This window comes from Levilactobacillus lanxiensis, assembly GCF_016861655.1.
Lineage (GTDB): Bacteria > Bacillota > Bacilli > Lactobacillales > Lactobacillaceae > Levilactobacillus > Levilactobacillus lanxiensis.
Window position 1 is genome coordinate 149,785 of the sequence record NZ_BOLN01000002.1, and the last position, 19,688, is coordinate 169,472.

Below are 19,688 nucleotides of genomic sequence, written 5' to 3' on the forward strand. Positions count from 1 at the left end.
CCCAAACGACTGGTGGCAGAATAATCCACTAGGCGGGTGGGCTAAACCAGTGTGAGCCTCCGGGCTGGTGAAAATGGGCTCAGCCGTGGGAGTTGCCTTAGCGGGTTCCCCGCTTAGGCAACTGCTATCTTTGAGACTCGGTCTATGAGGCTCAAAGTAAGTCTGGAGACCGCCTTTCGGCTCCAGACGTGCGCCCACAGCGTCACGGCCCATTTTCACCAGCCCGGAGGCGCTGCAGGGAACTAAAGATTCGAACCCAGCCCACCAAGTAGATTCGTTATCCACATTGTACCGTATTTGCGATAGAATTAAGTTAGAATTCAGAGAGGATGTTAAAAATGTCCAAAAGAGAAGACGAAGAAAAAGGCTACATCCCAGGCGTCCACGTCCACCCCAAAAAGTACAGCTCATCCGGGGGGATTGCCGACTGGGGCCCGCTCCTGACTTGGTTTAACGGTCTAGTCAAATCTTTGTGGAACTGGCTCAAAGGACTCTGGTCGAAACATAAGGCCTCCTAAATCGGTATTGTTATTTTTATTTTTCAGTGGTAAAGTAAATGACATTCCATTAAAAAAATAAGTGATTGCCTATATAATGCCAAGATAAGGTTGGCGAGTTTCTACCCAGAGCCGTAAACTCTGGACTATAAGCAAATTGAGGACGAAACTCTTTTTGCCGATGAAAAGAGTTCGTCGGCGAGTTTTCAGTAGCCCCCTTTTTGCAAAGGGAGCTTTTTTGTTTTCAAAATTACCTTGGCGGCGTATGGACATCACGAGAAGGAGGAAACATTCTTGCAGTCCACAAAGTCCGCATCATCCGTTTCGTCATCAGAAAAGGGGCCGTCACTACCCATGTGGCGCGCGGCCATTCTCGGTTTCCAGCATTTATTAGCCATGTACTCTGGTGACGTCATCGTTCCCCTACTGATTGGGGGCGCGCTTCATTTTAACGCCATGCAAATGGCCTACTTAATCAGTGCGGATATCTTCATGTGTGGGGTTGCAACCCTGCTCCAACTCAAACGCACCCCGCTGACCGGGATCGGCTTACCCGTCGTCCTCGGCTGTGCGGTGCAGGCCGTCACGCCCCTGAGTGCCATCGGGAATCAATACGGCGTCGGCGTCATGTACGGCGCCATCATCAGCGCCGGCATCTTCGTCTTTCTCAGCGCGGGCTGGTTCTCTAAAATTAAGAACTTCTTCCCACCCGTGGTGACCGGCTCTCTCATCACCATCATTGGCTTCACGCTGATTCCGGTCGGCTTCCAAGACCTGGGCGGCGGGGACGCCACGGCCAAGAGCTTCGGCGATCCCAAAATGTTACTGGTCGGCTTCCTCACGATGGGCATCATTTTAGGGCTAAACGCCTTTGCCAAGGGCTTTCTCAAGTCCTTAGCCATTCTGGCGGGGATCCTGATTGGGACCTTCATCGCCGGCGCCATGGGCATGGTCTCGCTAAAGGCGGTCGGCCAAGCCAGCTGGTTCCACCTGCCCCAATTTTTCTACTTTGGCACGCCCAAGTTTGAGTGGTCATCCATCGTCACCATGATTCTGGTCTCCCTGACCACCATGGTTGAATCGACTGGGGTCTTCTTCGCTCTAGGCGATATCACCGGCAAGAAGATTGGCGAACAGGATTTGAAACGCGGGTACCGTGCGGAAGGTATCGCCGTTATTCTCGGCGGGCTCTTCAACACCTTCCCCTACTCGACCTTCTCTGAAAACGTTGGGGTCGTGCAGTTGTCCGGTGTGAAAACGCGTAAGCCGCTGTATTTCTCAGCAGCCTTCTTGATGTTGCTGGGCCTGTTGCCTAAGATTGGCGCGTTGGCTACGGTCATCCCCGACGCCGTCCTCGGTGGCGCCATGATCGTCATGTTTGGGATGGTTGGGGTCCAAGGGATTCGGATGCTCCAACAAGTTGATTTCCAAAATAACAACAACCTGTTGGTCTCCGCTATCTCGATTGGATTAGGCTTAGGCGTCACCGTCTATCCCCAGATTTTCCAAGCTCTGCCCCAATCCTTACAAATCGTGATGAACAACGGGGTCGTCATTGGGAGCTTCTCCGCCGTGCTCTTAAATATCATCTTCAACATGCGGCCGAACCGTGCTGTAACGACCGCTCAAGCGCAGGTCAACAGCGACGCCCAACCTCAAAATAAATAAGGTATGACTTAAACGACTGACTGGGTTCCTTTGCCCGAGTCAGTCGTTTTTTTGCGGTTAAATATAATTAACATTATACTATATTCATACATCAAATAACTTTCTTCCAACCGACATCCATGATAAGCTATTAGCACGTCTTATTTTTTCAGACAATGGCCCACTGTGTGACAGGAACCTTACAAACGGTTAAGAGTCCTTTAGTTTTCCCCCCGCATCTGCGTATAATATAAGCATGTTCGAGATGGGATTAGTCAACAATATCGTCATTTCAATTAGTAGTCGGGAGTTGGTTCCGTTTGGAGCTAGTGAAACATACCGTAATGAACACTCCGAAAACCAAATAATCAGACTATTAAGGATGGCACACACCCATTGATGCATTAGGATGGGACTAAATCAGTGTCAGCCGCAGGGCTGGTGAAAATGGGCTCAGCCGTGGGAGTTGCCTTAGCGGGTTTCCCGCTTAGGCAACTGCTATCTTTGAGACTCGCTTCTCAGAGGCTCAAAGTAAGTCTGAAGACCGCTTCTCAGGCTTCAGACGGGTGCCCACAGCGCCACGGCCCATTTTCACCAGCCCGGAGGCCCAGTAAACAAACATTTAACCGCAAAACAATTGATAGGAGAATTTGCCATGCTAAGCATTCAACATATCAGCAAAGAATTCGGCCCAGTCAAAGCCCTGAACGACGTCACCTTTGACGTTCCCGATGGCCAGATACTGGGCTTGATCGGCCAAAACGGGGCCGGCAAGTCGACCACCTTTCACAGTATCCTGAACTTCATCGACTACGGCGGCAGTATTCAGTGGAACGGCCACACCCTGTCCGCCGAGGATTTTGACCACATCGGCTACCTGCCAGAAGAACGGAGCCTGATGACCAAGCTGACGATTGAACAACAAATCATTTACCTGGCCCGGCTTAAAGGTCAACCGGCTAAAGTCATTCGCCCACAAATCGACGACTGGCTTCAACGATTCGACGTCAAGGGGACCCGCAAGAGTAAGATCAACGACCTGTCCAAAGGGAATCAACAGAAGGTCCAACTGATTTGCACGCTGATTCATCAGCCCGACCTGTTGATCCTGGACGAACCCTTTAGTGGGCTGGACCCGGTCAACGCCGACCTCCTGAAGCAAGCCATCGTGGCGGCCAAGGAACGTGGCGCGGCTATCATCTTTTCCAGTCACGATATGGAGCACGTTACGGCCGTTTGTGACCGCCTCGTGATGCTGCGGAAAGGCAACGTCGTGTTACGCGGCACCCTTGAGGACGTGCGCGAACAGTTTGGTAAGACCGAGCTATTTGTCACGACCGACTGGACCACCGAGCAGCTCGTTGCCTTGACCGGGGTTGCCAGTGTGACCCACCGGCACGGTAACCGCTACGTCCTGCATTTAACGGACGCTGCGGCCGGTCCCGCCATTTTCGATGCGCTGACGCAAGGGCATTACATTGAAGAATTTAGCCAACAGCCACCGACCCTTGATGAAATTTTCCGTTTGAAAGTGGGTGAGGAACATGTCTAAGACCTGGGTCGTCACGTTTGAAACCTACCTGCGCCAGATTAAATCCTGGAGCTTCCTATTCATGATTCTGGGGCCATTTGTCATGATTGCCCTGACCGTCGGCATTAGCTATGTCAGCGCCAATAGCAGTCGTAGCAGCCAACAGGTCGCCATCATTAGCGACTCAAAGGTGCTCCGGCAAAGCTACCTGCAACAGCACCAGGACGGGATCAATACCAAAATCACCACGACCGCCGCGGCCAAGAAGGCCCTGAAGGCCAACCACCTGGCTGGTTACCTGACGTTAAGCACCAGCGGCGCACACCTGCGCGGGGATTATCACGGGAACAAGGCCATGGCCAACGGGCTGAAGGCGCAGGTCCAAAACTTCCTGACGCAATATCAGACCATTCAAAATTACCAGGCCGCTAAACTCAGTCCTAAGCAGAAACAGACCCTCGCCCAGACGCCGGTGCTTAAGCAGCACGTGGCCACCAAGGACGGCGCCACCAACCTGGCGAAGATTATCTCCTTCTGGATTCTGATTACCATGATCTACATCATCCTGATTACGTACTCCACCATCACGGCCCAAGAAATTGCGTCGGATAAGGGCACGAAGATCATGGAAATCATCTTCTCGAGTACCACGGCAACGAGCTACTTTGTCGGTAAAATCTTAGGGATTCTGCTGGTCATCGTCACGCAAATTGCCATCTACCTTCTGGGAGGTTGGGCCGGTTATGGCTTGGCCATGCACAACGCCGGCATCAAACGCCTGGTCAGTGCGAACCAATCGCTGGTCGACAGTGTCGTTCACAACATTGTTAACCTGAACCTCCTGTACGTCCTGTTGGGGGTCGTCATCTACACGCTTCTGGCCGCCTACAGTGGCGCGCTGGTCTCCAAGGCAGAGGATGCTTCCAAAGCGGCACAACCCGTGGTGATGCTGGGAATGCTGGGCTTCTTTGCCGCCTTCCCGTTCCAAAATAATTTGGACGCGTTAGCCGTTAAAATTCTGTCCTACGTGCCCTTCTTCTCATCATATTTCATGCCGATGCGGGTCATCAACGGCACCGTCAGTCTGGCGGAACAACTGGGCTCACTGGTCGTCTTGTTGGTCACGATTGGCCTGTTCGCCCTGTACATTGGCCGCCAGTATCAACGACTGATGTTACAGACCGACAGCGAGAATATGTGGCAACACCTAATTCACAGTTTTAAGCACTAAACGCAACAGCCATTTAGCCATTAACATTTCACGGCAACGTGCTATAATTAATGGCGTAAGTGGTATGGGCCCTTAGCTCAGTTGGGAGAGCGCCTGCTTCGCATGCAGGAGGTCGTCGGTTCAAATCCGGTAGGGTCCATTGATAGGGTTTCAGGGAAATGGCATTTAAATTAATAGAGGGTGAGCTGAAAATTCAGCTCACCCTCTATTTTGTTAGACGTTACCGCCAATCATTTTTAAAACCGAATAACGACTTTTCCCTTCGGATGGCCGTTTGCCAAATAATCTAACGCTTTATTGATATCCGTCAGCTTAAATTCAGTTGGGTCAACCGCCGGCACAATCTGGTTATCTTCAACAATTTTGGTAATTTTCTTCAGTTGTTCGCCATCACTTCTCACGAAAATAAACCGATAGTCAGCGCCTGCTCGTTTAGCCTTCCAATCAATCCCGCTACCGGCAATCCCGATTAAAGCCGTTTTCCAAAATGGCATCTGATGATCTTTGGCAAACTGACGATTAGGCGTCATGATCAAGGACAACAAGCGCCCACCCGGTTTCAACACCTGAAGTTCATGATCCAGCTCTGTTTTTCCAACCGTATCAATCACGTAATCAACGGGTTCGAGATGCTCCCAATAATTCTGTTCACGATAATCAAAATATTGTTCGACACCCATATCCATGACGGATTGTTTTGCGCGCGCATTTCCACTAACCATGACTTTCAAGCCCAGTTCCTTAGCAATTGGAATGGCCATTTGTCCAAACGACCCAGAGCCGCCTGGAATCATCACGCTTTGTCCGGGTTGCGCGCCTAGTTCTTCGGTCAGCCCCTGATACGCGGTCAAGCCGGTTAAGGGCACTGCCGCACTGTGTACAAAATCCAAGCCAGTTGGTTTCAGCGCGACGGCATGATACTCAATCACAGCATATTCCGCAAAGGCCCCAATCTTTTCTAAGGGCAACCGTGAGTAAATTTCATCACCAATTTTGAAGTCTTTCACATTTTTACCGACTGCTTCAACAACGCCCGACAATTCGTTTCCCGTTGTCACTGGTAAGGCATAGTTCTGCAGCAACTTCAGATAGCCGATGCCAATTAACTTTTCCAAAGGATTGACGGCCGCTGCCTTTACTTTAACTAGGACTTCATCCTCAGTCGGCGTTGGTACGGGGATGTTCTTCACAACTAGTTTAAAATTCTTGTCATATTTCAGTAATTGGGCAGCTTGCATCTTGTCAATTCTCCTTTGCTTGTTAGCGAGTAATATCGTTCTGTCTTTTTTAGTTGAAAATATCTTATAATAATTAGTTACAATAGTCAAATAAAGTTACTTTTATAAAAACTAATGCCATCCCCATAAAGACACACCCTTGTCACAGTCTTGTTAATCCCATAAATTAATTTATATAATTGTCATCAATCTAAGCTATGACGCCTTAGTCCGAGATTCTTCTGTTTTTGTAAACAAGTTTTTCAACCTGAGTCGTGGTAGACTAACACTATCTAAATAAGGAAAAGATGAGGTAATGCTATGATGACGATTATTCACCGCTTTATCCTGACTAGCCTGTCATTACTTTTGATTGGTACGAATCTATCCCCCACTGTCGTTCAGGCCGCCACGCTCCCAACAGAAACGAATTCCCCTAATACACAAACCTACAAGTTTGATTCCGCGGAATTGCCGTACAACATCATCACCGATAAACAGGGGCACACCAGCAAGATGTTCTGGTTTCCTAATGCCACTGCCCATGAGTTTACAGCAGAAGAAACCACTGATTCAGACATTTTTACTAACAGTGTAACCGGAGGCCATCCATCCAATGATAACGTTTTTAATGTGGTTGAGGCTATGAAAGGTCTGATACAAGATGGTCTGACCGTCACCTCCGATGAACATCTAGATCAATATCTGCTTGACAAAAAAATCTTTCCAAACATTAATACGCTAACAGACTTTACTCAAACCTATAAGACTGCAATCTACATGTATACTTGGCTTTACCAAGCCGCTGCGGATAAGGTCATAAATCATGTTGATTTTGACTCAGCTCAAGCGCATTATGAAGCGACTTTGCAGAAGCGAATCACAGCTCTGGGGAACCTGATGGACGCGAACACGCTCGCCACCTTGAATGGTTTGTTCTCAGATAAGACCCAATACGATAGCAATCTTCCTCAACTGCTACTTTTCGCTTCCGCCAACTATTTAACGAGCTCCCCAGAAGAACTGGTTAACCTTGACCCTATTGCATCTGAAGCGAAAGCAGCTAAGTTACTCAAAACACCCATTGAAACCTTTATTCATCATAATCCTGACGGTAAAGTCATGGCCGATGGCGTGTTGGTTTCCTATCCGCTTCTGACCCCCATTACCTATGTCTTCAAAGCACCCACTGCACCAGGACCTGGCCCAACACCGCCACCCAGTCCACAACAAAGTCAGCCCGTCATTGTCCACTACCTTGATGAGCAGGGCCACTCCCTCAGACCAGCTAAGACCTTGACTGGCTCACTTGGAAGTCGCTACCAAACTCAGCCCCTCAACATTCCCAGCTACTACCTCGTCAAAACGGTCGGCCAGGAGACTGGAATCTTTACAACTAGCAAACAGACAGTCACCTATACCTACCGCCCGAATGTCGTCGCTCCAGTCGTGAAAAACAGTGTCGTCTACGCCACAAAAGGCCTAAACCTTTACACCACTCCCACCTTTACCGCTGGCGCAAAGATGACCCACTTCGTGAAAAAGTCTCGAATGAATCGACCGATGTTTAAGGTCATTGACTTTGCGACCTCACGGAATGGCCTTAAACGTTACCGGGTGAAGGATCTTAATGGTAAAGGGACAACCGGCTATATCACCGCCAGGTCCACTTACGTTAAGACCGTCTACTACGCCAACAAACCAACTAAAATCACCGTGATCAATCCCAAAGGTTTGAACGCCTACGCCAAGAAGAATCTGACTGGTAAGACCACGCACTACAAACAAGGCCAAGTTCTTAAGGTTAAGAAGATTGTCAGCCACAACCTCACCACCCGCTTCGTGCTCAGCAATGGCACCTACATTTCCGCCAACAAGAAACTGGTTATCGCTGGTAAATACACGATGCCTAAACGCGCTCAAGCCAAGAAAGCCGTCAACCGTTACAATACGGCTGACCTGACTAAAAAGAACCGCCACATCGCCAAGGGAACTTCCCTTAAAGTTATCGGCTGGACCTACTCCAATGTCACCAATTTTCATAAGGGTGACACTCTGCGATACAAGGTTATCGGGGGCTATATCACTGGTAATTCACGCTTTGTCAAAGCAATCGACTAATATTAGATGTTATTAAGAATCTTCACCATAGTATTTAAGTCCGGGACAATAACAGTTCCGGACTTTTGATTATTCAATTATTTAACTTTTAATCCATTAAATGTGCTAAAATCAAATTATAATAAAATCGGAATTTATGAGGTGATTTCATGTCAAAAATAGCACGCCGACTCGTCCTAGCCGGCCTCACATTAACATTAATCGGTGGTGTCTTCACACCAACCTTGGCTCAGGCAGCAACCATTGAACCGGATACTTCTGAAGCAACCGTTTCAGCTGACTCTGTTCATTATCAATTCAACACAATTCAATCCCCCTATAACATCATAACTGATGAATCGGGCAAAACAACTAACGTTCCTTGGTATTCACCAACCGCGGATAATCCCAATATTAAACAAACCTTTTTATCTGCGGACATTTTAAATACGGATAGCAATTTTAAGACAACCTTTGATGCTTATGACACCGCCGACGGCAATATTGGTAAGGTGTCAGACCGAATGATTAACCTGGCCACTAATGGGCTTGACGGCAATCCCAATCAATCCTTAGCGACCGCTTTGGCCGCAACCAGCCCGCTTAACGTTAGTGTCGCTGATTTTATAACTTATGAGTCCGATCTCGATTTCACCTACGGCTGGCTCTTTAAGTCCGCCGCTCAAACTGCGCTCAAGCTCCGGACCCAGGCAGACATACAAGCAGAGTACCAAAAAGACATTGTGCCAAAACTAAATGAAATCGATACTATCAATCCAGACTCGAATTCGGATGTTAAATTTGATTACTATGCGAATGATTTTCCCGGGCAGGCCTCAGGTCTTCTGGAAAATGCAGACAGCATCCATTTAACCAAATCGCCGGAGCAACTCGCCAAACTGAACCTACAGGCCTCATCCGATCAGGAAAAAGCTCTCCTCATGCAACCTCTTAAAAACTTCATCGTTTCACAAGATGGGAGTGACCCTGCCAATCCAACCTTACTAGCCGATGGTCAACTGAGTACCACCGCCCATCCGACTTGCTTCGTCTTCGGTGACTCAAAGCCGACAACACCTAGCACACCCAGTGTCTCAAATGCTACCAGCAAGCCCGTCACCGTCCACTACGTTGATGAACAAGGCAATACTCTGAAACCAGACAAAACGCTGACTGGGTCACTCGGCGACACTTACCAGACAGAAGCACTCAACATCGATGGCTACACCCTTATCAAGACGACTGGCCAAGAATCCGGGACCTACACGAATTCAGACCAATCTGTCACCTATGCCTACCGTAAGGCTGCGGCACATGCCGCCAATGTCGCCAATGTCGCGTCTAAGAACAGCGCTATCTATGCGACCAAGAAAATCCGTCTCTACTCATCCCCAACCTTCACCAAGCAGGCAGTCAAAACAACCTACGCGAAGAAATCTCGGATGAATCGCCCAATGTTCAAGGTCATTGGGACTGCAACTTCTAAGAATGGTGTCAAGCGTTATCAGGTTCAAGACCTCAATGGCAAAGGAACCACCGGCTACGTTACTACCAGATCCAGCTATGTAGCTCCTGTCTACTACGCTAACAGGCCAACTAAAATCACCGTGATCAATCCCAAAGGCTTGAACGCCTACGCCAAGACGAGTCTGACCGGTAAGGCCACACACTACAAACAGGGCCAAGTCCTCAAAGTTAAGAAGATTGTCACCCATAACCTCACCACCCGCTTCGTCCTCAGCAATGGCGCCTACATTTCCGCCAACAAGAAACTGGTTATCGCTGGAAAATACACGATGCCTAAACGCGTTCAAGCCAAGACGGCCGTCAACCGTTATGGCACAGCCAACTTGACGAACCGCAATCGGCATTATCCTAAGAAGGCTCATGCCACCTTCACGGTTAAAGGTTGGGCCTACTCCAACGCCAACAACTTCCGCAAGGGCGACACCCTGCGCTACAAGGTTGCTGGTGGCTACATCACCGGGAATAAGCAGTTTGTGCGCGTCATCAACTAAAAATCAGTACAACCTTAATAAGGAGTGAGCTAAGAAATCAGCCCACTCCTTATTTTTCTGCAATTTTTTCTTTGTTAACCCTTTACCCAAACACCTCAAGAATACTCTGAGCAATTTCAGCAGCGTGACTTTCCAACGCAAAGTGGCCACTATCCACTGATTTCACAATCGCCTGACTGTCATCCTTGGTGAACGCTTCGGCCCCAGGGAAAATAAATGACGGATCATTCCGGCCCCAAATCGCTAATAGTTTAGGCTGGTTCTCACGGAGATACTGCTGGAACTTGGGGTACTGCTTAATGTTATTTTGATAATCAAAAATCAAATCCAGTTGATTGTCCGCGTAATTGGGATTCTGCGTGTAAGCAATATCCAACGTGTAGCCATCGGGACTCACACTGTTTGCCGGCGTGCCCGTCAGATACTGACCCTTGATGGTTTCCGGCGCAAACGCACTCCGATAGCCTGCTCGCTTCTCTGGTGTCGGGTGATCCCAGAAATCCTGGCGGGTCGCCCACTTCTGGCCCAACCCTTCTTGATAAACGTTTCCGTTCTGACTCACGATGCCTTGAATCCACTCTGGATGTGCCGCAGCGATTTGAAAACCGATTGGTGCCCCATAATCAAACACGTACATGTAGAACGGATTTAACCCTAACTTTTCAATAAAGTCGGTCATGACCGCAGCCAAATGGGCAAACGTGTACGTGAAGTCCTTGTGGTTGGGCATGCTCGATTGACCGAACCCCGGATAGTCTGGCGCAATCAAGTGGAAGTCATTTTCCAAGCGTGGCATCAGGTCTCTAAACATATGACTGGCGGACGGGAAGCCATGGAATAACAGCATGGTCGGCTTTTCCGGATTGCCTGCTTCACGGTAAAAAATGTTTAGGTCGTCTACTTGTACGGTGTGAAAACTAGTCATCATTCATTATCTCCTTAATTTTTCGTCATTAGTCGTTAGTAAGCGGGTCATCGCGGCTTTATCGGCCCCCAGCTTATCCGTTGTGAAATGGCCCCACGCCTCGAGACAGCGATTGGCTGTTTCGAGAAATGGTCCACTGGCCGGCAAGAGATCGACAGTCGCCGACTTGCCATTGAGGTACATTTTAAGATACCCTTGTCGTTCCAGCTTTTGGGCCATGCGATAGCTGGAGGACCGCTCATAGCCCAGGTTCTCGGCCAGCTCACTGATGGTCAATGGATGTTGGTCCTCCAAGGCCATCATCAAATAGGAATAGGCCGGCCGCATCCCGGTGGGTTTAAAGAACTTGTCGGCCGCGGCTTCAGCGGTCCGCATGTACCGTGCCGCTGTAAAGTAGGCACAGGTTTCGTAAAAATGGTGCGTCACACTTATCGCCCTCCTTATCGTGTACATACACTATAAAGCTAAAATTTTTTTCTTGTCAAGCCGCTTCTAGATTAACTATCACAATACCTGACAACGTAAAAAGAGAGCCGGCCAAGAAACACAGCCCACTCTCTTTTCTTCAGGCATTAGCCCTCTAATTCAAGAATCTGGTAATCGTATCCTAAGTTTTTAACGAACTGCAGGACATCATCACTATCTACAAAAATCGTGCTGGTGTTGATGTTGGGGTGAAAACTCATACGCTTCTCACTCAAGATGGCTTTGTCAAAGTAAACCTTCACGTCATGATCTTTGTTGTTCAACAGCTCAAAGATAGAGACGATGCCGGGTTCCAAGCCCAGCTTCTCAAACAACAAATCATCATGGCCCATCTTGGCCCGTTTGGCACCGGTCAGTTCTTCAAATTGATGGAAGTCGAGCCGCTTGGCATCATCCATGACTAGCAAATAACATTCGGTTTTCTTCTTGTTCGTTAAGAACATGGTCTTCGTCCGGACGCCTTCAATGCCCTCGATGAAGGCGTCAGCTTCTTCAGTGGTATGGGCAACAGCGTGATGAACGATTTGGTATTGAATGTTCATCTTTTCTAAGGCTTCTTCGACTTGTTTGGCAGGTTCCACAACGATCATCCCTTCAAATTTTGCATTTTATAACAGCGTTTACATGTTAACTTATCATTTATTCTAGCACGGACTTTTGCCGTTGAACACACATCATCGTCAATTAGTTTCAGAAATTGTGCCTAGGTCAAAATAGACTAGCAAGCAAATTAACCCTTACAAAACTGTACAGTGTGCTGTACACTTTAATCATGAGGTGATGAAATGATTGATGATGGCATGGTTGCGCGCCAGTTGTTACAGCTGGCCCGTCGAATCAAGCAACGGCGGAATCGACACATTCAAGATTTAGATTTAACGATCGGACAGGGGGATGCCCTAAAGTACTTCGCAGAAAATCCTAACCAGACAATTGCGACGTTCAAAGACTATCAGGGCATCACGCATCAGACGGCCCGAGTCATCGTCCAGCATATGGTGGCCTTAGGGGTTGTCACCCTAACAGCCAATCCGCAAGATGGCCGGTCCAAATTAGTGGTGGTCACTCCGCTGGGGTTATCCAAATATGCCCAGTTAACGAAACACGGCTGGCGAACGAGTGAAGAACTTTTCGCTGGCTTTACAGCCGCAGAGCAACAGCAATTTTTAGCCTTGGCTCGACGCGCTAACGCAAACTTAGAAGGGAAATGATTGGGCGTGCACACGCGCTTATACAGTAAGAATGTTCTATTAGTTTTAGTCGCAAGTTTCTTTTATTTAATGAGTCCTATGTTGATCAATCCGGTTATCGCGGGCTTTTCAGCAAACAGCGGGGCCAGCAGTATTTTAGCCGGGGTGATTGCTGGGGCCATGAACCTAACCGCCCTCGTGTTACGGCCGCTAGCGGGTAATTTAACCGATCGTCTTTCTAAATACAGCCTCACCCTCATTGGCGGCATCTCCCTTTTGGTAGCCAGCCTAGGGTATACGTTCACCACGAATGTCGCTCTAATTCTGCTTTTCCGTGTGATTAGTGGTTTTGGCTATACCCTGTGCTCCGTCTGCATGGCGACCTGGATAGCCGACCTCTTACCCGCCGACCGAATTGGTTCTGGCATGGGGATTTACGGCCTATCGAGTGCCCTGGGCATGGCTGTGGGCCCGGCATTCAGTGTTTACTTATACCAACAGTACAACTACCAAAGCGTCTTTTGGGTCGCCTCCTTCTTTAGCGTTTTAATGTTGATCGTCATTCAATTTGTCAGCAATCGGGGGCTTCCTAGTCAGCCTCACGCAACGCAGTCAGAGCCAGCTAAAAAAATCCACCTGGTTCAGCCTAAGGTCGTTCCTTTGGCAATCATTTTACTCTTATTCTCCTTACCCTATTTCGCCACAGAAACCTACATCGTGAGCTATATTGCCCATTGTCACTTCGCCGTCCCGGCAGGCGCTTTCTTCCCCGCTTACGCCATTATCTTGTTAGTGATGCGCCTGCTGTTACGCGATGCCTTTGATCACATCCCGTTTAAAAAATTCTTCTGGCTATGTTTGGGCTTTAACCTGTTGGGCATCATTGGTCCCACCGATTTAAACAATTGGTTTATGTTATTCCTGGGCGCGTTTGGCTTTGCAGCCGGTTATGGCCTAATGTTCTCAATTTGCCAGGCCAAGGCACTGACACTAGTTCCCATGTCAGACCGTGGTTTAGCGAATAGCACCTTCTATATTGGCGTGGATATCGGGATGTCAGGTGGGCCGGTGCTAGCCGGAATTATCACGGCCGTCTTACCCTGGACTTGGCTCTACCCGGTCATGGCACTGTCGTTACCAGTGACGGTGGTCGTTTACCTAGCTAATCGACGACTATTAGCCTAATATTTAATCTAAAAATGTAAGTCCTTAATTATTTCCAACTTTTATCACAACAAATTGAAACTTATCGTGAAAGCAACCCACGATAGGCGTATGATAGGAATACTGCTGTTTTTCGACGTCCCACCAGTGGTCGGTGGGCGGTGACTGGCGCAGTCGGCTATCTTATACTTATGTGGAGTTGAACTTATTTATGCATGATTCATTATTCATTCGGTGCATTGCCGAATTTATTGGGACGGCCATCATGGTTGCCCTGGGTAACGGTTCCGTTGCCAACGTTGAGCTCAAGGGTACCAAGGGCTATCACGGCAGCTGGCTGTTGATTGGTTGGGGGTACGGGATTGGGGTCATGATTCCTGCCCTCATGTTTGGGACCATTTCCGGGGCCCAGATCAACCCGGCCATGACGATTGCCTCAGCCGTCGTCGGCAATTTTCCGTGGCAAGAAGTGCTGCCCTATGTGGTGGCGCAATTGCTGGGCGCCATCATCGGTCAACTGGCCGTGGTCCTCGCCTACAAACCCTACTACGAGAAAACGACGGACACGGAAGCCATCCTGGGAACCTTTTCCACGATTGATGCCGCCGACAGCAAGCTGAACGGGTTCATCAACGAATTTCTCGGCACCTTTCTGCTGGTGCTGGGCGCCGTTGCCATGACCGCCGACAAATTGGACCCCCGCGCCGACTTCATTGGCCTGGGCTTCCTGGTCATGTGTTTGGTCGTTTCCCTGGGTGGTCCCACCGGTCCGGCATTGAACCCGGCCCGTGACTTGGGTCCCCGCCTGCTCCACGCCATCTGGCCATTCCCTCACAAAGGGAGTTCGCAGTTTGAATACAGCTGGGTGCCAGTCATCGCACCAATCGCCGGGGCCGTCTGTGCCACGGTTCTCTGGCAAACGGTTTTTAACTAAAGCTATTCAAAAGGTCATGTTCGCGCTGAACATGACCTTTTTCGTTTCTAATTTTTAAACATCCGGATAGCTACGCCGCCACCTGTTCTTCGCTTCCCCGTTTTCTTTTAAAAAAATTCGCTACCTAAAACTGACTCTTCAGACTCCCAATATTCTTAATCACCACCGAAGTACTGCCATCCGGTTTCGTTTCAAACGCAATCGCATCCCGGTTCTTCAACAAGCTAATCGGCACGTTGATTTCAATCCCATTATCTAACTTGATCTTTTGGCGCTCATATTTCTTTTCAAAATAATCCGCGTTGGGGACGGTAACGACTGGTTCAATCGCCTTTTTGGCCAGTTGGTCCTTAAATTCTGCTTTAGCTTCTTCTTTCTGGTCAAACACCACGTCGGCGATATAATCATTATCGATGACGCCATCCGTCTCGATACTGTCGTGAATCGCCTGTTGCGTCTTGGACGTGATGGTGAAGTCATCCCCGTCATCGTACTGTTCCGAAATTTTTTGAATCGATTTTTTGATCTGCTTAACGTTATTCGAAACTTTGGCGGGAACCGCCGCAACGTTAAGAAAATCCCGCGACATCAGCCACTTACCACTGGCACCCGTGTACTGCTGTTCACGCAGCTGAACTTTTTCGCCATCCATCAGGAGCATGTTCTTGACCCCCTGACTAGGCGATGGCAGGATACTCTTGTTTTGAACGATGTTATTAACCATAACATCCTCGTCATACTCAACGTTATGGATATAGCGCTGGGTGTAATCCAACTTGGCAATCCCAATCATTTGGCTCAAGTCCTCGAGTTCGACGTTAAAGAATAACAAGTCGCCACCGGGAATTTTTTCATTGACCTTGATACTGTCAAAATAATCCAACGCAAATTTTTCCGTCAGTTTTTGAAAATCGTCACGCCCATTCCAGAACTGTTCGAGCATCGGAATCCGTGATAGCGCCAACTCTACATATTCACTTTTTTCAAATTTATCAATCACTTTTTCAACGTACTTGGAAATTTCAAGGTTGTCCTTAGCAATCTCTTTTTGCGACAAAACAACGTTGCCGGAGTCCTTATCCAAGATGTGGTCAATCACATTTAGAATTCGCATTACTTTTCCTCACTCTGCATACCGGTATTAAAAGACGGTTTAGTTACTGGTAAAAACCAGCTAATATCATTATATCTAGCATTGACTACGAAAGCTATCGCCACCAGCCACTCTTATGCCGTCTAAACCAAGTGACCAAACAAGCGTATACCGATGAAAACAAAATTGCATTTAAAAAAAGTTTCGCAAAATGAGGCATTTCCGACTATCCTAGAGAGGTAAGCAGGATGAAAATGGAGGTCTTCAAGATGGAATTTAACGTCACGCGTGACGGATTAACTTTAGCAGGTATTTACGAGCCAGCACCACAGCCCAACGGCACGGTTGCCATTCTCATGCACGGTTTCACGAGCGACCGCGGGTACACGCCCACGGCCCTACTGGTTCAGCTGGCCCAACGTTTGCGGGCAATTGGTGTGAGCACCGTGCGTTTCGACTTTAACGGTCTGGGACACAGCGATGGCGACTTCGCCAACATGACCGTTCTCAACGAAATCGCCGACGCGCAGGCCGTGTTGACTGCCGTGCAGACGCGACTCAAGCCACAACGGATCGACTTGTTGGGCCACTCCCAGGGTGGCGTGGTCGCCAGCATGCTAGCCGGCTACTACCCCGATGTGATTCACAAATTAGTGCTGATGGCGCCCGCCGCTACGCTAAAGGACGATGCCATTGCCGGGCGCACCCGTGGCTTGGTTTACGACCCACACCACATCCCCGCGCAACAACCCATGGACAATGGTGAGACGCTGGGCGGCTTTTACCTCCGCACGGCTCAACTACTCCCCATCTATGAGACTGCGCAGGCCTTCGCCGGTCCCGTCTGCCTGATTCACGGGGACGCCGACCAGATTGTCGCCCACCGCGCTTCCGAACGGTACGACGCCGTTTACCAAGACAGCACCCTGCACCTCATCCCCGGCGCCAGCCATCGCCTAGACGGGGACGCCCGCGAAACGGTCCTGCAGTTAGCCACCGACTTTATTCAAGATTAATCATCTTACGCGTTCAGCCAGCGACTGGACGCGTTTTTTAGTGGCCATTTTTCAGAGGATTCACCGGCTAGCTGGTCGTTGATTACCTCCCCTAATTATCATGGCCGACCTGTCTCTTTTTTCGTTCCCTTTTCCCGGAAAACCCGCTATAATCAGTTAGGTTACACCAGTTTTTACTCTAAAAAATTCTAACCATAGAGGAGGTAGCCTGATGACGCAACCGATTATTACCTTGCGCAATGTCACCAAACGTTACGGGACCCATACCATTGTCAACCACGCCCGTTTAAAAACGGACGCTTGTGAGAACCATACCCCATAGCATGGTGACCACAATTTGCTTAGATACAGCGCTAGCCTACGAATAGGACTTATCCGCTAATTACCAAAGCCTTTTAGGTCCGCAGGTTGCCAGACGGACTCATTTTTTATAAGGCTACTAAACCCTTAGCTAATATATTTTTAGCTGCATTATGGTCGCGCACATGAAACGTGCCACAACTAGGACACGTCCACTCGCGGTCAGCCAACGTCAACTTGTTCTTACCGGTCATGACATGCCCACAGCAGCTACAAGTTTGCGTCGTATTTCGTGGATTAATTGTCAAAAAATTCCGACCGTACGAGTCAGCTTTATAAGCCAGCATACTTAGTAAAGTTCGCCAACCGACGTCCGAGATGCTCATTGCCAAGGCGTGATTTCGTAACATATTTTTACCCCGCAGTTCTTCAGCTACGACTAAATCGTGGTTTTTGACCAAGGTCGTAGAGACGTGGTGCAGGAAGTTTTTACGTTGATTGGCAACTTTAAGCTGTAATTTAGCCACTAGTAGCCGTTGCTTTTGATAATTCTTTGATTCTGATAACCGTCGTTGACTCTTTTTAGCCCGTCTAGCCCGCCGTGACAGTTTCCGCTTAGCTTTAGCCAGTTTTCCTTTAATCGTCCGGTAATAACGTGGATTATCAATCACCTGCCCATTGGAGTCCGTCAGAAAATTATCAAGGTTCAAATCAATGCCGACTTTAGATTCAATCGCGTGTTGCTTAGCAACAAATGGATGTTCCGACCCAATCTGCATGGACACAAAGTAATGACCCGCAGCGTCCATTGAGACGGTTGTCGTCCCAATTCTAATGTCATTAGCTCGTTCTAAAATCTTCAGTGGAAGTCCCTTGAAACGGAGACGTCCCAGCTTGGGCAATTGCAGGTGGTGATTGTCAGTTAGTCTAACGCTACCATTCTTCATAGTTGGGGCTGTTACTTTGGCACTGTAAAGACAAGACGTTTGATAAGTCTGAGAATAACCACGCTTATGAAAATTAGGTGTCCCCGCCTGATGAACCTGGCGGAATAGCTTCCAGGCGGTCTTGTAATTCTTGATGGCATTGGCTTTCATTAGGCTATCAAAATCTGGATGGTTGAGCCAACCATGAATATTAGAGATAGCAGTTGATGGCTTTTTCAGACGCTCAGTCAAATCAGCAATCCGCTTCAAAACAAGCGTGATTGGTGTTTTGACTTTCTTCAACCAGAATAGATCATTGTTCATCCCGTTCATTTCGTTATAAATAAAGCGACTCGCATCACTGTTACGTTTGATCAGCCGTTTCTGTTCGGTTGAAGGAAAGACCCGGACCTTAACCCCATAGTGATAAGGTAATTGTGCCATCGTTTTCGTCATGAACTGCCACCTCCTTTTGCTTGATGGTAGCATACCATATGAGTATACTGAACTCATAGTAAGTTGTCTTATAATAATATTTATGGAGGGTACATATGAGTAAGAATATTGGAGGGATGATCCACGAACGAGGTTATGTTTACAACTTTCATTTTCACTTGATCTGGGTCACCAAATACCGGCACGAAGCATTTACAACGCCAAAGCTAGTCGCTGAAATGACCGGCATTCTAACGAAGATAGCCCGGCTGAACGAAGTGACCATTGAGCAAATGGAGGTAATGCCGGACCATATCTACTTACTCTTGAGCTTTAAGCCTAAATACGCGCCAACCAACGTTGTCAAGGCCTTCAAGGGCGGCTCGGCTCGCTTATTCTTTGAACTACATCCAGAGATAAAGGCTCAAAAGTTCTGGGGTGGACATCTTTGGTCTCCTAATTACTTCATGAGTACCCTTGGTGATATGAGCAAGACAACCGTAGAAAACTACATTGCTAATCAGCGAAAGGTCTAGTGGCATTCATCCCTTGTTTGAATGCAAGGGAATTCTGCCTAATTTATATTAAATGCACAAAGGCCATGTTCAGCACGAACATGGCTTTTTTCATCCCAATTTTTCTAAATTCCAATCGCCAACACGCCCCACCGCCGCTCCTGTTCCGGCGTGTAAATGGTATACGTGTCGGCGACCATCTGGGCAACATCGGCCGTTGGCGCGCTGCCCACACTGACCGGCGAATATTGACTATAGAGCGCGGCAAAGGTCGCAAACTGGTGTAGGCTCTTCACCCGTTTGACCTGTCGCTGCGTCTCATCCACCACATTGCGAAAGGTAATCACATCACCCACCTGCAGGCCGCGCCGTTTGTCGTCATTTAACCGAATCTCAATGGTCTTACTGCCCGCGCGGATCAGGTCAAATTGATCCGGATTCAATCCCATTTCCAAGCTAATCC

General features: G+C 48.5%; 18 protein-coding genes, 1 tRNA gene and 1 riboswitch. Of the genes, 12 read left to right on the forward strand and 7 right to left on the reverse strand.

Features of this window, described 5'->3' with window-relative positions; all coding sequences use genetic code 11:
- The first annotated feature begins 338 nt into the window (after positions 1–338).
- From JUF22_RS02720 to JUF22_RS02740, 5 genes are all read left to right on the forward strand, one after another.
- Entirely contained in the window at positions 339–518 is a 180-nt protein-coding gene (locus JUF22_RS02720; RefSeq protein WP_203637758.1) for a hypothetical protein, read from the forward strand.
- Positions 519–567: 49 nt separating this feature from the next.
- Positions 568–666, forward strand: a riboswitch (purine riboswitch).
- A 185-nt stretch (positions 667–851) separates the two neighbouring features.
- Positions 852–2,165, forward strand: a complete 1,314-nt coding sequence (locus tag JUF22_RS02725; protein WP_203643646.1) for a nucleobase:cation symporter-2 family protein — start codon at positions 852–854, stop codon at positions 2,163–2,165.
- 634 nt (positions 2,166–2,799) lie between these two features.
- Positions 2,800–3,696: an ABC transporter ATP-binding protein gene (locus tag JUF22_RS02730; protein WP_203643032.1), complete on the forward strand. Its 897-nt coding sequence runs from the start codon at positions 2,800–2,802 to the stop codon at positions 3,694–3,696.
- The gene (locus JUF22_RS02735) at positions 3,689–4,906 is read left to right on the forward strand and encodes an ABC transporter permease (protein WP_203643033.1); all 1,218 of its coding nucleotides are present in this window, start codon (positions 3,689–3,691) and stop codon (positions 4,904–4,906) included. Before JUF22_RS02730 ends, JUF22_RS02735 begins: the two co-directional genes overlap by 8 nt.
- A gap of 66 nt (positions 4,907–4,972) precedes the next feature.
- Positions 4,973–5,045 (forward strand) — tRNA-Ala (locus JUF22_RS02740).
- Positions 5,046–5,142: 97 nt separating this feature from the next.
- On the opposite strand, the gene JUF22_RS02745 is transcribed toward JUF22_RS02740, so the two are convergent.
- Positions 5,143–6,144, reverse strand: a complete 1,002-nt coding sequence (locus tag JUF22_RS02745) for an NADP-dependent oxidoreductase (RefSeq protein ID WP_203643034.1) — start codon at positions 6,142–6,144, stop codon at positions 5,143–5,145.
- A gap of 300 nt (positions 6,145–6,444) precedes the next feature.
- Between JUF22_RS02745 and JUF22_RS02750 the strand changes: the two genes are divergently transcribed.
- Together JUF22_RS02750 and JUF22_RS02755 are read left to right on the forward strand one after the other, a co-directional pair.
- Positions 6,445–8,244, forward strand: a complete 1,800-nt coding sequence (locus JUF22_RS02750) for a DUF5776 domain-containing protein (protein WP_203643035.1) — start codon at positions 6,445–6,447, stop codon at positions 8,242–8,244.
- A 149-nt stretch (positions 8,245–8,393) separates the two neighbouring features.
- Positions 8,394–10,241: a DUF5776 domain-containing protein gene (locus JUF22_RS02755; protein WP_203643037.1), complete on the forward strand. Its 1,848-nt coding sequence runs from the start codon at positions 8,394–8,396 to the stop codon at positions 10,239–10,241.
- Between the two features lie 82 nt (positions 10,242–10,323).
- On the opposite strand, the gene JUF22_RS02760 is transcribed toward JUF22_RS02755, so the two are convergent.
- From JUF22_RS02760 to JUF22_RS02770, 3 genes are all read right to left on the reverse strand, one after another.
- Positions 10,324–11,169 (reverse strand): alpha/beta fold hydrolase, encoded by an 846-nt coding sequence (locus JUF22_RS02760; protein WP_203643038.1) that lies wholly within the window; start codon positions 11,167–11,169, stop codon positions 10,324–10,326.
- A gap of 3 nt (positions 11,170–11,172) precedes the next feature.
- Entirely contained in the window at positions 11,173–11,592 is a 420-nt protein-coding gene (locus JUF22_RS02765; RefSeq protein WP_203643039.1) for a helix-turn-helix domain-containing protein, read from the reverse strand.
- Between the two features lie 146 nt (positions 11,593–11,738).
- Positions 11,739–12,233: a prolyl-tRNA synthetase associated domain-containing protein gene (locus JUF22_RS02770; RefSeq protein ID WP_203643648.1), complete on the reverse strand. Its 495-nt coding sequence runs from the start codon at positions 12,231–12,233 to the stop codon at positions 11,739–11,741.
- Positions 12,234–12,437: 204 nt separating this feature from the next.
- Here JUF22_RS02770 and JUF22_RS02775 point away from each other — a divergent pair, with 204 nt between their 5' ends.
- The 3 genes from JUF22_RS02775 to JUF22_RS02785 all read left to right on the forward strand — a co-directional run bounded on the left by JUF22_RS02775 (position 12,438) and on the right by JUF22_RS02785 (position 14,940).
- Positions 12,438–12,863 (forward strand): MarR family winged helix-turn-helix transcriptional regulator, encoded by a 426-nt coding sequence (locus JUF22_RS02775; protein WP_203643044.1) that lies wholly within the window; start codon positions 12,438–12,440, stop codon positions 12,861–12,863.
- Between the two features lie 6 nt (positions 12,864–12,869).
- The gene (locus tag JUF22_RS02780; RefSeq protein ID WP_203643046.1) at positions 12,870–14,027 is read left to right on the forward strand and encodes an MFS transporter; all 1,158 of its coding nucleotides are present in this window, start codon (positions 12,870–12,872) and stop codon (positions 14,025–14,027) included.
- A gap of 190 nt (positions 14,028–14,217) precedes the next feature.
- Entirely contained in the window at positions 14,218–14,940 is a 723-nt protein-coding gene (locus JUF22_RS02785; protein WP_203643048.1) for an MIP/aquaporin family protein, read from the forward strand.
- A 124-nt stretch (positions 14,941–15,064) separates the two neighbouring features.
- Here JUF22_RS02785 and JUF22_RS02790 read toward each other — a convergent pair whose 3' ends face one another.
- Positions 15,065–16,054 (reverse strand): nucleoid-associated protein, encoded by a 990-nt coding sequence (locus JUF22_RS02790; RefSeq protein ID WP_203643049.1) that lies wholly within the window; start codon positions 16,052–16,054, stop codon positions 15,065–15,067.
- 248 nt (positions 16,055–16,302) lie between these two features.
- On the opposite strand from JUF22_RS02790, the gene JUF22_RS02795 reads away from it, so the two are divergent.
- The gene (locus JUF22_RS02795) at positions 16,303–17,049 is read left to right on the forward strand and encodes an alpha/beta hydrolase (protein ID WP_203643050.1); all 747 of its coding nucleotides are present in this window, start codon (positions 16,303–16,305) and stop codon (positions 17,047–17,049) included.
- A 428-nt stretch (positions 17,050–17,477) separates the two neighbouring features.
- Here JUF22_RS02795 and JUF22_RS02800 read toward each other — a convergent pair whose 3' ends face one another.
- Positions 17,478–18,731 carry an RNA-guided endonuclease InsQ/TnpB family protein gene (locus JUF22_RS02800; RefSeq protein ID WP_203643051.1) on the reverse strand — a complete coding sequence of 418 codons (1,254 nt, stop codon included), beginning with the start codon at positions 18,729–18,731 and terminating at the stop codon, positions 17,478–17,480.
- Between the two features lie 95 nt (positions 18,732–18,826).
- Between JUF22_RS02800 and tnpA the strand changes: the two genes are divergently transcribed.
- Positions 18,827–19,246 (forward strand): IS200/IS605 family transposase, encoded by a 420-nt coding sequence (gene tnpA / locus JUF22_RS02805; RefSeq protein WP_203643054.1) that lies wholly within the window; start codon positions 18,827–18,829, stop codon positions 19,244–19,246.
- A gap of 104 nt (positions 19,247–19,350) precedes the next feature.
- Here tnpA and JUF22_RS02810 read toward each other — a convergent pair whose 3' ends face one another.
- Positions 19,351–19,680, reverse strand: coding sequence for an ASCH domain-containing protein (locus tag JUF22_RS02810; protein WP_203643056.1), 330 nt, complete (start codon positions 19,678–19,680; stop codon positions 19,351–19,353).
- Positions 19,681–19,688 lie beyond the last annotated feature (8 nt).

Bases quoted from the DNA above. Each gene is read 5' to 3' on its own strand.
- JUF22_RS02720 (WP_203637758.1), top strand. From the start codon at position 339: ATGTCCAAAAGAGAAGACGAAGAAAAAGGCTACATCCCAGGCGTCCAC.
- JUF22_RS02725 (WP_203643646.1), top strand. From the start codon at position 852: ATGTGGCGCGCGGCCATTCTCGGTTTCCAGCATTTATTAGCCATGTAC.
- JUF22_RS02730 (WP_203643032.1), top strand. From the start codon at position 2,800: ATGCTAAGCATTCAACATATCAGCAAAGAATTCGGCCCAGTCAAAGCC.
- JUF22_RS02735 (WP_203643033.1), top strand. From the start codon at position 3,689: ATGTCTAAGACCTGGGTCGTCACGTTTGAAACCTACCTGCGCCAGATT.
- JUF22_RS02745 (WP_203643034.1), bottom strand. From the start codon at position 6,144: ATGCAAGCTGCCCAATTACTGAAATATGACAAGAATTTTAAACTAGTT.
- JUF22_RS02750 (WP_203643035.1), top strand. From the start codon at position 6,445: ATGATGACGATTATTCACCGCTTTATCCTGACTAGCCTGTCATTACTT.
- JUF22_RS02755 (WP_203643037.1), top strand. From the start codon at position 8,394: ATGTCAAAAATAGCACGCCGACTCGTCCTAGCCGGCCTCACATTAACA.
- JUF22_RS02760 (WP_203643038.1), bottom strand. From the start codon at position 11,169: ATGATGACTAGTTTTCACACCGTACAAGTAGACGACCTAAACATTTTT.
- JUF22_RS02775 (WP_203643044.1), top strand. From the start codon at position 12,438: ATGATTGATGATGGCATGGTTGCGCGCCAGTTGTTACAGCTGGCCCGT.
- JUF22_RS02785 (WP_203643048.1), top strand. From the start codon at position 14,218: ATGCATGATTCATTATTCATTCGGTGCATTGCCGAATTTATTGGGACG.
- JUF22_RS02790 (WP_203643049.1), bottom strand. From the start codon at position 16,054: ATGCGAATTCTAAATGTGATTGACCACATCTTGGATAAGGACTCCGGC.
- JUF22_RS02795 (WP_203643050.1), top strand. From the start codon at position 16,303: ATGGAATTTAACGTCACGCGTGACGGATTAACTTTAGCAGGTATTTAC.
- JUF22_RS02800 (WP_203643051.1), bottom strand. From the start codon at position 18,731: ATGACGAAAACGATGGCACAATTACCTTATCACTATGGGGTTAAGGTC.
- tnpA (WP_203643054.1), top strand. From the start codon at position 18,827: ATGAGTAAGAATATTGGAGGGATGATCCACGAACGAGGTTATGTTTAC.